This is a genomic window from Streptomyces capillispiralis, assembly GCF_007829875.1.
GTDB classification, from domain to species: domain Bacteria; phylum Actinomycetota; class Actinomycetes; order Streptomycetales; family Streptomycetaceae; genus Streptomyces; species Streptomyces capillispiralis.
The window spans coordinates 2,938,137-2,949,476 of sequence record NZ_VIWV01000001.1; the positions used below are offsets into that span (position 1 = coordinate 2,938,137).

Annotated in this window: 8 protein-coding genes; 7 read left to right on the forward strand and 1 reads right to left on the reverse strand. The window is 72.1% G+C overall.

Going from position 1 to position 11,340, the window contains the following annotated elements:
* The first annotated feature begins 380 nt into the window (after positions 1-380).
* The 5 genes from FHX78_RS12120 to FHX78_RS12140 all read left to right on the forward strand — a co-directional run bounded on the left by FHX78_RS12120 (position 381) and on the right by FHX78_RS12140 (position 7,525).
* Complete coding sequence (locus FHX78_RS12120; protein WP_145867454.1) at positions 381-1,127, forward strand: dienelactone hydrolase family protein; 747 nt, start codon at positions 381-383, stop codon at positions 1,125-1,127.
* 312 nt (positions 1,128-1,439) lie between these two features.
* Positions 1,440-2,855 (forward strand): M28 family peptidase, encoded by a 1,416-nt coding sequence (locus FHX78_RS12125; protein WP_229923846.1) that lies wholly within the window; start codon positions 1,440-1,442, stop codon positions 2,853-2,855.
* A gap of 105 nt (positions 2,856-2,960) precedes the next feature.
* On the forward strand, positions 2,961-4,364 hold the full coding sequence (locus FHX78_RS12130) for a class II fumarate hydratase (RefSeq protein ID WP_145867456.1): 1,404 nt from the start codon (positions 2,961-2,963) through the stop codon (positions 4,362-4,364).
* A gap of 72 nt (positions 4,365-4,436) precedes the next feature.
* On the forward strand, positions 4,437-5,129 hold the full coding sequence (fomD, locus tag FHX78_RS12135; protein ID WP_145867457.1) for a cytidylyl-2-hydroxypropylphosphonate hydrolase: 693 nt from the start codon (positions 4,437-4,439) through the stop codon (positions 5,127-5,129).
* Positions 5,130-5,404: 275 nt separating this feature from the next.
* Positions 5,405-7,525 (forward strand): ATP-binding SpoIIE family protein phosphatase, encoded by a 2,121-nt coding sequence (locus FHX78_RS12140; protein WP_167531744.1) that lies wholly within the window; start codon positions 5,405-5,407, stop codon positions 7,523-7,525.
* A gap of 63 nt (positions 7,526-7,588) precedes the next feature.
* Here the strand turns inward: FHX78_RS12140 and FHX78_RS12145 are convergent, their stop codons facing one another.
* The gene (locus FHX78_RS12145; RefSeq protein ID WP_167531745.1) at positions 7,589-9,874 is read right to left on the reverse strand and encodes a transglycosylase domain-containing protein; all 2,286 of its coding nucleotides are present in this window, start codon (positions 9,872-9,874) and stop codon (positions 7,589-7,591) included.
* Positions 9,875-10,145: 271 nt separating this feature from the next.
* Here FHX78_RS12145 and FHX78_RS12150 point away from each other — a divergent pair, with 271 nt between their 5' ends.
* Positions 10,146-11,081 (forward strand): SPFH domain-containing protein, encoded by a 936-nt coding sequence (locus FHX78_RS12150; RefSeq protein WP_145867460.1) that lies wholly within the window; start codon positions 10,146-10,148, stop codon positions 11,079-11,081.
* A complete protein-coding gene (locus FHX78_RS12155) occupies positions 11,078-11,332 on the forward strand; it encodes a type II toxin-antitoxin system antitoxin (protein WP_073932240.1) in 255 nt (84 codons plus the stop codon). The genes FHX78_RS12150 and FHX78_RS12155 overlap by 4 nt, the downstream gene beginning before the upstream one ends.
* Positions 11,333-11,340 lie beyond the last annotated feature (8 nt).

Consider the following 11,340-nt stretch of genomic DNA (forward strand, 5'->3'; position numbering starts at 1 on the left):
ACCGGCCGCATTAACTTCTTCTTGCCGAGCCTCTTGACCTCGAAGTTTCGTGTCCGCTTCCGATGGGCTGTGGTGGGACGGGGCGGGGTCTTCGTCGGGCGGGTCGGAGGTGTCGTTCAGTTCTGAAACCACGCACCGAGGCCGGGTCGCTCGAAGGGGCCGGTGCGTCAGGCGTGAGCCCGCGCCCGTAGCGCCCGCAGACCCTCCTCCAGACCCCGCACGGGCCCAGGAAGGCACTCGGGAGCGGGAGGAGCGGTACGCCCACCGGGCTGGTGTCGAAGGCACCGTCTTCCCAGGTGTTCGAACCCTCGGTCTGCGCTGCTCTGCCGGTGGCAGAACACCGGCCGGACCGGGCTGGACGATCACTACAGTCCGGTCTCATGACGACGACGGCAACGATTACGACGCGTACGGTCGAGTACCCGGCCGACGGTTTGACGATGATCGGGCACCTCGCGCTCCCGGCCGGTGCCGACCGCCGGCCCGCAGTGCTGCTAGGGCCGGAGGGCATGGGGCTCAGCGACGTCGAGCGCCGCCGGGCCGATGCTCTCGCCGAGCTGGGATACGTAGCGCTGGCCTTCGACCTTCACGGCGGGCGCTATCTGAGTGACCCCGAGGAGATGCTGGCCCGTTGCCTGCCCCTGCTCGCCGATCCCGACCGGATGCGGCACATCGGCCACGCGGCACTCGACGAGGTGCGCGCCGAACCCCGGACCGACCCCGACCGGATCGCCGCCATCGGCTACGGCACCGGGGGCGCCATCGCGCTGGAACTCGGGCGAGGCGGCGTCGACCTGCGCGCGATCGGGACGGTCAACGCGACCACCACGGGCCGACCGGGCGAGGCAGCGCGCATCCGCTGCCCGGTGTGGGCCGGGGTCGGATCGGAAGACCCGATCATGCCGCCCTCGCGACGCAACGCGTTCACCGCCGAGATGCAGGCGGCGGGCGTCGACTGGCGCCTGGCGATCTACGGCGGCGCCCTGCACGCCTTCCACCACCCGCCGGTCGACCACCCCGTGGTCCCCGGTGTCGGCTACCACCCACAGCACGCGCGGCGAGCCTGGCGCGACGTCGTCGACCTGCTCGCCGAGTGCCTGCCCGTGACGGAGGACCCAGGGGCATGACCCGGGCAGGCATGGATCTGTGACGAGGGAGCCGTGACGAGACATCGACGCCGGCACTGGTGATCACCCACCTCCGTCGGACGGACCGTGCGCCGACGGTGTCCCCCGCCCCGGCTCCGGGCGGGGCCCCCGGGACACGGACGGGCAGCGGATGTCCGTATAGCGGAATGTCTGTGCTTCTTTCGGACAACCTGGCCGCTGCCCTGTCCGTTCCGTTGACTGTCTCCTTCGCCGCTGTGAGTCTTCTCGCCGCTCCGACATGCACATGCCATGAGTGGCTCCACCCCACAGCCACCTCCCGGAGGAGACAAGGTGAAACGAAGATTCGCCGTGGCGGGCGTCCTGCTCGCCGTCGTGCTCGGCTGCGGCACACTCCCCGCCGCGGCCGCCGGCTCCGCCCCCGTCGCGGACACCCTCGCCGCGCCCGACGTGGACGTGACCAAGGTGACCGCCCACCTGAACGAGCTGAGCGCCATCGCGGGGCGCAACGGCGGCAACCGCCGGTCCACCGGCCAGGGTTACCGCGACTCCGTCGCCTATGTGAAGGGCAGGCTTCAGGCCGCCGGCTACACCGTCACCGAGCAGCCCTGCACCTCGGGCTGCACCAGCGGGGCCGGCCCCAACCTGATCGCCGAGTGGCCGCGGGGCGACGCCAACAACGTGATCATGTTCGGCGCCCACCTCGACAGCGTCTCGGCGGGCCCGGGCATGAACGACAACGGCTCCGGTTCGGCCGCCCTGCTCGAGAACGCCCTGACGCTGGCGCAGCAGAACCCCAGCATGGCCAACCGGGTCCGCTTCGCCTGGTGGACCGACGAGGAGCAGGGCCTCAACGGGTCCGACTTCTACGTCCGTTCCCTGGCCTCGGCGGAGCGCTCCCGGATCAAGGCGTACTACAACTTCGACATGGTCGCCTCCACCAACGGCGGCTACTTCATCAACCACATCACCTCGTCCGCCGCCGCGCCCATGAAGGCGTACTGGGACTCGCTCGGGCTGCAGCCCGAGGAGAACACCGAGGGCGCCGGGCGCAGCGACGACTACTCCTTCGAGCAGTACGGCATCCCCACCTCCGGCTACGCGATGGGGGCCAGTGCCCGCAAGACGTCGGCGCAGGCCGCGAAGTGGGGCGGGACCGCGGGTTCCGCCTACGACCCCTGCTACCACCGGTCGTGCGACACCCTCACCAACATCAACACCACCGGCCTCGACCGCGCGTCCGACGGCATCGCGCACACCGTCTGGCAGCGGGCGGTGCTGGCCGGGACGGGCGGCTGCGACACCGCCGGCGTGGTGGCCAACGGCGGCTTCGAGAGCGGCACCACGCCGTGGGCCGGGGACACCGGCAGCATCGGCGCCCACTCGGGGCAGGCCGCCCACACCGGGACCCGGTTCGCCTGGCTGGCCGGGTACGGCAGCACGCGCACCGAGTCGATCAGCCAGTCGGTGACCGTGCCGGCCGGGTGCTCCCGGGCGACGCTGGACTACTGGCTGCACATCGACACCGACGAGTCCGGCTCGACGCCGTACGACAGGTTCACGGTGAAGGCCGGGGGCACCACGCTGGCCACCCTGTCCAACGCCGACGCCGGCAGCGGCTATGTGCAGCGTTCGGTGGATCTGACGGCGTACGCGGGGCAGACGGTGACCCTGACGTTCACCGGGAGCGAGGACTCCTCGCTGCAGACCGGCTTCGTCCTGGACGACGTGTCCCTGCGGAGCGGCTGAGCACCCCCCACGGGTGCGCCCCGCCGTGCTCCTTGCGGCGGGGCGGCCGTCGTCGGGGAATACGCTCGTCCGGCACCGCTGCTGTGCATCTTCGGAGGTACGACCATGACGACCACGGGCGACGAGCGGCCCTACCGCATCGAGCACGACTCCATGGGCGAGGTGAGGGTCCCGGCCGACGCCAAGTGGCGCGCGCAGACCCAGCGCGCCGTGGAGAACTTCCCCGTCTCCGGGCAGCGCCTGGAGCGCGCCCACATCGAGGCGCTGGCCCGCATCAAGGGCGCCGCGGCCAAGGTGAACGCCCGGCTGGGGGTGCTGGACGAGGACATCGCCGAGGCGATCCAGGCGGCGGCCGCCGAGGTCGCCGAGGGCAGGTGGGACGAGCACTTCCCCGTCGACGTGTTCCAGACCGGGTCCGGGACGTCGTCCAACATGAACGCCAACGAGGTCGTCGCCACCCTCGCGAGCGAGCGGCTGGGGCGCGACGTGCACCCCAACGACCACGTCAACGCCTCGCAGTCGTCCAACGACGTCTTCCCCTCGTCGCTGCACATCGCCGCCACGGCGGCCGTCACCCGTGATCTGATCCCGGCCCTCGGCCACCTCGCCGCGTCGCTCGAGCGCAAGGCGGAGGAGTTCGCCGACGTGGTGAAGTCCGGGCGGACCCATCTGATGGACGCCACGCCCGTGACGCTGGGCCAGGAGTTCGGCGGGTACGCGGCCCAGGTGCGGTACGGGATCGAGCGGCTGAACGCCTCGCTCCCCCGGCTCGCCGAGCTGCCGCTGGGCGGGACCGCCGTCGGCACCGGCATCAACACCCCGCCGGGGTTCTCGGCCGCCGTCATCGAGGAGGTCGCCCGGGTCACCGGGCTGCCGCTGACCGAGGCGCGCGACCACTTCGAGGCGCAGGGCGCCCGGGACGGCGTCGTGGAGACCAGCGGGCAGCTGCGCACGATCGCCGTCGGGCTGACGAAGATCGCCAATGATCTGCGGTGGATGTCCTCCGGGCCGCGCACCGGTCTCGCGGAGATCAGCCTGCCGGATCTGCAGCCGGGCTCCTCGATCATGCCCGGCAAGGTCAACCCGGTCGTCCCGGAGGCCGTGCTCATGGTGTGCGCGCAGGTGACCGGGAACGACGCGACGGTCGCCGCCGCCGGCGCCTCGGGCAACTTCGAGCTCAACGTGATGCTGCCGGTCATCGCGAAGAACGTGCTGGAGTCGGTGCGGCTGCTCGCGAACGTCTCCCGGCTGCTCGCCGACCGCACGGTCGACGGCATCGTCGCCCACCGCGAACGGGCCCGGGAGTACGCCGAGTCCTCGCCGTCCGTGGTGACCCCGCTCAACAAGTACATCGGTTACGAGGAGGCGGCCAAGGTCGCCAAGAAGGCCCTGGCCGAGCGGAAGACCATCCGTCAGGTGGTCCTGGAGGGCGGGTACGTCGAGCGCGGCGACCTCACCGTCGGGCAGCTCGACGAGGCGCTGGATGTCCTGCGTATGACGCGCCCGTAAAGCCTGGTGCGCCGGGCGTGAACCGTGACGGACGCCGCAGCGTCGTATGCCTCGGGCACCTAATATCTGCGCATGGCAGAGGGCGGAGCGATGAGGCACGGGGAAGCGGGCGGGACGGCGGGGCGCTGGGCGCCGGGGACACCGATCCTGTGGCGGTACCGGGAGAACGGCGGCGCGCGCATCCACATCGCGCGCCCCGTCACGGTCGTGCGCGACGAACCGGACCTGCTCGCCGTGTGGCTGGCGCCCGGCACCGAGTGTGTGAAGCCGGTGCTCGCCGACGGCACGCCCGTGCACCAGGAGCCGCTCGCCACCCGCTACACCAGGCCGCGCGCGGTGCAGCGGGACCGCTGGTTCGGCACCGGGGTGCTGAAGCTGGCCCGGCCCGGTGAGCCGTGGTCGGTGTGGCTGTTCTGGGACCAGGGCTGGCTGTTCAAGAACTGGTACGTGAACCTGGAGGAGCCGCTGGCCCGCTGGGCGGGCGGGGTGGACTCCGAGGACCACTTCCTGGACATCTCCGTGCACCCGGACCGCAGCTGGCACTGGCGTGACGAGGACGAGTTCGCGCAGGCCCGGCGGGACGGGCTGGTGGACTCCGCGCTGGCCGGGCGGGTGCGTGAGGCCGGGCGGGCGGCGGTGGAGGTGATCGGCTCGTGGGGGCCGCCGTTCTCGGACGGGTGGGAGAACTGGCGCCCGGACCCGTCGTGGGCGGTACCGTCACTGCCACAGGACTGGGACCGCATCCCGGCGCATGTGTCCTCGTGAGACCCTTGCTGCGCCCCGGGGCAGGAAACGTAGGATCGTCCTCCGCAAGGGGCGCGGGGCAGCAACCACCGGACCGCGCGCCGGGCTTGACCGATCGTCACCGAGGGGCGGCAGGACGTGAGCGAGGGGTACGGAAACACCGGTGCCGGCCGGGCAGGGTCGGCTGGTGGCACAGGAACAACCTCTGACCACGCGGGAAATCCGTTCCGGGGGCACGTATTCCGGGTATCGGAGTTTCGGCGGGACGAACCGCGCGCACGGCGTGCGCCGGACGGATGGACTCGACACGCGTGACGGAGCAGCCGACCTCCTTCGAGCGCCCGCAGCCGGGCGCTGACCCCGCGGACCCCCGCGGGGCGCTCTTGCGTACCCCGTCACCGGCCCGGGTGCCGGACGCGGGAGCCGCTTTACCCGTACAGGGCCGCTCCGGCGGTGAGTCCGGGGCCGCGTCCCCGGGGTCGCCGGACACGGTGACGCCCGGCGGCCCGGACCAGGACCCGGCGGAGCCCGGCGCCGAGCACTCCCAGCCGGGTGCCGGGCAGGGCGCCGAGCCGGACGCGCACCGGCCGCGGCCCGCCCCCGAGGGCATCCCGGTGCAGCCGGACGCGGGGTCGTCGCGCCCGGTGCCGGACAGCGACGGGCAGGAGCGCCGCACCGGGCAGGTCACCCCGCCCGGCCGGCCGACGCCGATGCGGCGGGACGGGGACCGGCTGCGGTTCGTCGGCGCCGCGACCCGGCGGATCGCCCGCGGCATCGACCTGGACGAGATCGTGATGGGGCTGTGCCGGGCGACCGTGCCCACCTTCTCCGACGCGATCCTGGTCTATCTGCGCGACCCGCTGCCGGTCGGCGACGAGCGGCCCACCGGCCCGCTGATGCTGCGGCTGCGCCGCACCGACCGGATCCCGCCGGAGCGGGACACCGAGGGCGGGTTCACCCCGGTCGCCCCGCCGGAGCCGAACGAGCTGGACTCCCTCGGCGCCGAACTGTGCACGGTGCGGCCCGGCAGCGCCCTGGCGGAGGTGCTGCGCGGGGTGCGGCCGGTGTTCACGGACGCGCCCGCCGCCCGGGCCGCGCTGCCGGAACTCCTGGGTGAGGAGGGCGCGTCGGTCGTCCCCGAGGGCCAGCGGGCGGTCCTCGCGCCGTTGCGCGGCCGGCGCCGGGTGATCGGCGCGGCGCTGTTCCTGCGCCGTCCCGAGCGCCTCCCGTTCGAGGCCGACGACCTGCTGGTCGCCGCGCAGCTCGCCACCCACAGCGCGCTCGGCATCGACAAGGCGGTGCTGTACGGGCGGGAGGCTTACATCGCCGACGAGTTGCAGCGCACCATGCTCCCGGAGAACCTGCCGCGCTGCACCGGTGTGCGGCTGGCGTCGCGGTACCTGCCGGCCGCGGAGACCGCGCGGGTGGGCGGTGACTGGTACGACGCGATCCCGCTGCCCGGCAGCCGGGTCGCGCTGGTCGTCGGCGACGTCATGGGGCACTCCATGACCTCCGCGGCGATCATGGGCCAGCTGCGCACCACCGCGCAGACCCTGGCCGGCCTCGACCTGCCGCCGCAGGAGGTGCTGCACCACCTCGACGAGCAGGCGCAGCGGCTCGGCGTGGACCGCATGGCGACCTGCCTGTACGCGGTGTACGACCCGGTATCGCATCGCATCACCATCGCCAACGCCGGTCATCCGCCGCCCATTCTGCTGCATCTGGGCGGCCGGGCCGAGGTGCTGCGGGTGCCCGCGGGCGCCCCGATCGGTGTGGGCGGGGTGGACTTCGAGGCCGTTGAGCTGGACGCGCCCGCCGGGGCGACGCTGCTGCTCTACACCGACGGTCTGGTGGAGTCGCGGCTGCGCGACGTGTGGACCGGCATCGAGCAGCTGCGCGAGAAGCTCGCCGCGACCGCGCAGCTGACGGGGCCGGATCATCCGCCGCCGCTGGAGGCGCTGTGCGACGAGGTGCTCGACATGCTCGGTCCGGGCGACCGGGACGACGACATCGCGCTGCTCGCCGCCCGTTTCGACGGGATCGCGCCGAGCGACGTGGCGTACTGGTTCCTGGAGCCGGAGGACGCCGCTCCCGGGCGGGCCCGCCGGCTGGCCCGGCGGGCGCTGTCCCGCTGGGACATGGAGGACCTCAGTGACTCGGTGGAGCTGCTGGTCAGCGAGGTGGTCACCAACGCGGTGCGGTACGCGACGCGGCCGGTGACGCTGCGGCTGCTGCGCACCGACGTGCTGCGCTGCGAGGTCGGCGACGACGTGCCGCAGCTGCCGCGGCTGCGGCAGGCGCGCGCCACGGACGAGGGCGGGCGCGGGCTGTACCTGGTGAACCGGCTGGCCCGGCGGTGGGGCGCGACCCGGCTGAGCACGGGCAAGGTGGTGTGGTTCGAGCTGAACCACGGCTGAGCGGCCGTACGACGCGGTGAGGGGCGCCCGGTGTGGTCACCGGGCGCCCCTCGTGTGTGCCGTCTACTGCTCCTCGTCGTCCTCCGGGTCGCCCGGGTCCTCCGGGATCCCGAACGTCGGCGGTGGCGAGGAGGTGACCGGCGGCGGCTCGGACGTCGGCGTCTGCGACGGCGGCTCCGACGTCGGCGGGGCGGAGGAGGTCTCCGGCGGCGCCTCGGTGGTGGGCTCCTCGCTGGTCGGTTCCTCGCTCGGCGTCTGCGACGGCGACTGGCTGTCCGACGGCGAGGCGGTCGGCTTGACCGCGGCGCCCTGCTTGGTGTCGAGGTCGAACTCGGTGACCTCGTCCATGACGCCGAAGGTGTACGCCGCCCAGATCTCCGCCGGGAAGCCGCCGCCGTTGACGCGGTGGTCGACGCCGCCCGCCCGGTACATCGGCACCTGCGGGTGCGGCTCCTTGTCGTCCTCTCCGAAGAGGCCGACGGAGGTGACCAGTTCGGGGGTGAAGCCGGTGAACCAGGCCGACTTGTTGTTGTCGGACGTACCCGTCTTGCCGGCCACCTGCTGGCCGTTGCGCAGGGGGTTCTCCCGCACGGACGCCCGGGCGGTTCCGTCGTCGACCACGCCGGTGAGCACGGAGGTCACCGTGTCGGCGGCCTCGCGGCTGATGACCTGTTCGCCGATGGGGTCGGGGAACTCGACCGTGCGGTCCTTGTGCTCGACCGACTTCACCAGGGCGGGGGTGACCTTCCTGCCGTGGTTGTCGAGGGTGGCGTAGACGCCGGCCATCTCCAGCGGGCTGGCACCCATACTGCCCAGGGTCTGCGCGGGCACGGCCTCCATGCCCTCGGTCTCCATGCCGAGTTCGCCCGCGACCTTCACCACCTCGTTCATGCCGACGTCGATGCCCATCTGCGCGAAGACCGAGTTGACGGACTTGTTCATCGCCTCCTGGACGGTGATGTCGCCGTAGTCGACGTCGTCCTCGTTGGGGGGCGCGAAGCCGACCTCGCGGTCGCCGTCCATCACGGGGCGCTCGCTGGTGCCGTCGTAGAGGGTGTTCGCGGTGATCGGCACGCCGTCCTGGGTCTCGGCGTCCTGGTCCACGGCCGCGGCGAGGATGAGCGGCTTGAAGGTCGAGGCGGGCTGGTAGTCGTCGCGGGTGGCGTTGTTGGTGTAGTGCTTCACGTAGTCCACGCCGCCGTACATGGCCACGACGCCGCCGGTCTTCGGGTCCACGGAGACCGCGCCGGCCTGGACGTCGGCGTCGACCTCGCGCTTCTCGGGGTCGAGCTTGCTGGTGAGCCGGGTCCTGACCGCCTTCTCCAGCTCGGTCTGCTTCTTCTTGTCGATGGTGAGGGTGACGGTCCAGCCGCCGGCGTCCACCAGGGCCTCGGCCTGGTTCAGGTCCTCGGCGGTGCCCTGCTCGACGAGCTGCCGCTTGAGCGCGTTGTTGGCGGCCTCGACCACGTACCCGGTCTGGCCCTCCATGCCCGGGGCCGGCCGGGGCTCCTTGGGCACGGGGAACTCCATGCCCTGGCGCGCGGAGCGGTCCAGCCACTTCTGCTCGACCATGTTGTCCAGGACGTAGTTCCAGCGCTCCTTCGCCAGCCGCTTGCCGGTGTCGCTGGCGATGGCCCAGTCGTACTGGTTCGGCGCCTGGAGCAGCGCGGCGAGGTAGGCGCCCTGCTCGACCGTCAGGTCCTCGGCGTCGACGCGGTAGTAGGCCTGCGCGGCGGCCTGGATGCCGTAGGCGCCGCGGCCGTAGAAGCTGGTGTTGATGTACCCGGCGAGGATGTAGTCCTTGGACTTCTCCCGGTCCAGCTTCAGGGAGATGACCATCTCCTTCAGCTTGCGGGAGATGGTCCGGTCCTGCGTCAGGTAGTAGTTCTTGACGTACTGCTGGGTGATCGTGGAGCCGCCCTGGGCGCCCTTGCCGGACAGCGTGTTGAGCACGCCGCGCGCGGTGCCGCGGATGTCGACGCCGGAGTCCTGGTAGAAGGTCTTGTTCTCGGCGGCGACGAAGGTCCGCTGGACGTCCTTGGGGACCCGGGCGAGGTCGACGATCTCGCGGTTGTAGCCCTTGCGCGCCATGAGCGAGCCGTCGCTGTACTTGTAGACGTTGCCCTGCCGCTCGGCGTCGGCGTTCCCCTCGGGGATGTCGATCACCATGTACAGCACGATGAAGGCGCCCATGCCGAGCAGGCAGAGGCCGAGGAAGGTGCCGATGAGCTTCTTCCAGGTGAAGAAGCGGCGTATGCCGGTGCGGCCGGCCGCGCCCGACGAGCGGCCCTTGGGTGCCCCACGGCGCCCACCGCGCTGTCGTGCGCGTCTTTCTTCCGCTCGTCCCATGCGTCCGTTCCGCTCCGCTTCGTTCGTGTGTGCTCGTCAGCCACACCAGTTCGTCGCTCAGGTCAGCTCAGAAAGCTAACACCGGCAGCTATGACAAAGGGCGGCCGATCCGGCCTTTACGGGCGTGACAATCAGCACCCGCCCCAACGGAACCGACGTCCGAGAGGGGTGAGAGGTTGCCGTGAACTGGTAATCTGATAACACTTTGCTAGACAAGCGCTAGCCGTCCGGAACGGCACGGAGGGCGCACGGAGAAACGGGGGGACCACCCATGACCGCACACGACCCACAGGTCACGGCCGATGTGCCCGAGATGCCGGCGCCGCGCGTGCGCGAGTTCACGGCGCGGAGCATCGGCGGCGGACTGGCCCTGCTGCTCGGCCTGCTCGGGCTGCTCGCCGGCGCGGCACTGATCGCCACCGCCACGGCGGTCGCCGGGACCGGCGCGCGGGCCGCGCTCGTCATCGGCGGCGTCGTGGTCGTCCTGGTCGCGTTCCTCGCGATGTCCGGGCTGAACATGGTGGCGCCGGGCGAGGCCCGGGTGGTGCAGCTCTTCGGCCGCTACCGGGGCACCATCCGGGAGGACGGGCTGCGCTGGGTGAACCCCTTCACCCAGCGCACCAGGATCTCGACGCGGGTGCGCAACCACGAGACCGCCGTACTGAAGGTGAACGACGCCTACGGCAACCCGATCGAGCTGGCCGCGGTCGTGGTGTGGCGGGTGGAGGACACCGCGCAGGCCTCCTTCGAGGTGGACGACTACATCGAGTTCGTCTCCACCCAGACCGAGGCGGCCGTGCGGCACATCGCCATCGAGTACCCCTACGACGCCCACGACGAGGACGGCCTGTCGCTGCGCGGCAACGCGGAGGAGATCACCGAGAAGCTCGCGGTCGAGCTGCACGCGCGGGTGGAGGCGGCCGGTGTGCAGATCATCGAGTCCCGCTTCACCCACCTCGCCTACGCCCCCGAGATCGCCTCGGCGATGCTCCAGCGGCAGCAGGCCGGCGCGGTCGTCGCGGCCCGGCAGCAGATCGTGGAGGGCGCCGTCGGAATGGTCGAGTCGGCGCTGGCCCGGATCGCCGAGCAGGACATCGTGGACCTCGACCCGGAACGGAAGGCGGCGATGGTGTCCAACCTGATGGTGGTGCTGTGCGGCGACCGCTCGGCGCAGCCGGTCCTCAACACGGGAACGCTCTACCAGTGACGACTCCTTCCGGGGGCCCCGCCCCCCAGGGCCGGCCGCAGCGCAAGCAGGTGCTGCTGCGGCTGGACCCGTCGGTGTACGAGGCGCTGGCGCGCTGGGCCAACGACGAACTGCGCTCGGCCAACGCGCAGATCGAGTTCCTGCTGCGGCGGGCGCTGGCCGAGGCGGGGCGGCTGCCGGGCGAGGCCGGGCCGCTGCCCCGCCGCGGCCGTCCTCCCGGCGGTTCCGCGCCGAGACCCCCGTCGGCCTGACCGGCGCC

Bases quoted from the DNA above. Each gene is read 5' to 3' on its own strand.
- FHX78_RS12120 (WP_145867454.1), top strand. From the start codon at position 381: ATGACGACGACGGCAACGATTACGACGCGTACGGTCGAGTACCCGGCC.
- FHX78_RS12130 (WP_145867456.1), top strand. From the start codon at position 2,961: ATGACGACCACGGGCGACGAGCGGCCCTACCGCATCGAGCACGACTCC.
- fomD (WP_145867457.1), top strand. From the start codon at position 4,437: ATGGCAGAGGGCGGAGCGATGAGGCACGGGGAAGCGGGCGGGACGGCG.
- FHX78_RS12140 (WP_167531744.1), top strand. From the start codon at position 5,405: ATGGACTCGACACGCGTGACGGAGCAGCCGACCTCCTTCGAGCGCCCG.
- FHX78_RS12145 (WP_167531745.1), bottom strand. From the start codon at position 9,874: ATGGGACGAGCGGAAGAAAGACGCGCACGACAGCGCGGTGGGCGCCGT.
- FHX78_RS12150 (WP_145867460.1), top strand. From the start codon at position 10,146: ATGACCGCACACGACCCACAGGTCACGGCCGATGTGCCCGAGATGCCG.